This window comes from Psychrobacter sp. AOP5-GZ1-6, from assembly GCF_052376345.1.
In the GTDB taxonomy this organism is placed as follows: Bacteria; Pseudomonadota; Gammaproteobacteria; order Pseudomonadales; family Moraxellaceae; genus Psychrobacter.
In genome coordinates this window covers 1-1,063 of the sequence record NZ_JBQSVP010000285.1, presented here as the reverse complement: position 1 = coordinate 1,063, position 1,063 = coordinate 1, and the positions used below count along the sequence as shown (strand labels likewise).

At 37.9% G+C, this 1,063-nt stretch carries 1 protein-coding gene; it reads left to right on the top strand.

All coding sequences use genetic code 11. The features are described from left to right. Positions 1–53: 53 nt before the first annotated feature. The gene (locus ACT3RN_RS15785) at positions 54–1,001 is read left to right on the top strand and encodes an IS256 family transposase, variant Zn-binding type (protein ID WP_442072927.1); all 948 of its coding nucleotides are present in this window, start codon (positions 54–56) and stop codon (positions 999–1,001) included. Positions 1,002–1,063: the final 62 nt, after the last annotated feature.

The following is a 1,063-nucleotide window of genomic DNA, read 5'->3' as shown; positions in this document are numbered from 1 at the left end:
GGTGTAATGGACAAAATTCATGCTAGCGTAGAGTCTAACGCTATATACTGTCTATATTTGCAAGGAATCAACGCTATGAATCAAAAAACTGCCCTTTTTGTAGCGATAAACACACCAAGAAGAACGGACGTAAGCTAGGCAAACAGCAGTATCAATGTCTCGCTTGTAGGCGGCAATTTTTAGGTGGCAAAAGACTCAATAATCAAACCCTTTGGACTGAATATACCCAAGGTAAACAGACCTACCAACAGTTGGCTGATAAATATCACTGTAGTCTTAAAACCATCCAAAGACGCTTAGATAAAGTCAGTGTTGAATATCAAATTAAGCGGCCAAATACTGCTAATATCATCATAGATACTACTTACTTTAGTCGTAAGTTTGGTTTAATGGTCTTTATGGACAACACGACTAGAACTGTTCTTTATTATGCGGTAGTGGGTCATGAAACCAACAGTGCATACCAGCAAGGAGTTAATCATTTAGTCTCGTTAGGCGTTGATATACAAAGCATCACCTGTGATGGTAGACGAGGACTGAGGACAGTATTCATTAAAACACCTTGTCAGATATGTCAGTTCCATCAAATACAAATAGTGACCCGCTACCTGACTCGTCGTCCTAAGAATATTGCCAGTATCGAGCTTAGACAGCTCGCTTTAACTTTAACACAGCTTGATAAAACTGATTTCATAGAGCGCTTAGATCACTGGTATTTGACTCATGAAGACTATCTTAATGAGCGTAGTGCTAATGAAGATAACAGTAGAACGTGGTACACACATAAACGTCTTAGAAGTGCTTATCGTAGCCTCAGAACCAATAGTGACTGGTTATTTACTTATCAAGAATATAAGCACTTAGACATACCAAATACGACTAATTCTCTTGAAGGTTTATTCAGTGAGTTAAAGCGACAATTACACAGTCATCATGGGTTGAGTGAGTATCGTAAGTTACGGTTTATTAAAGACTTTCTACTGTCAAAGTCACTTAAATAACATGAATTATGTCCATTAGACACTACCTTCTACTTTTTAGCATGAATTTTGTCCATTACGCC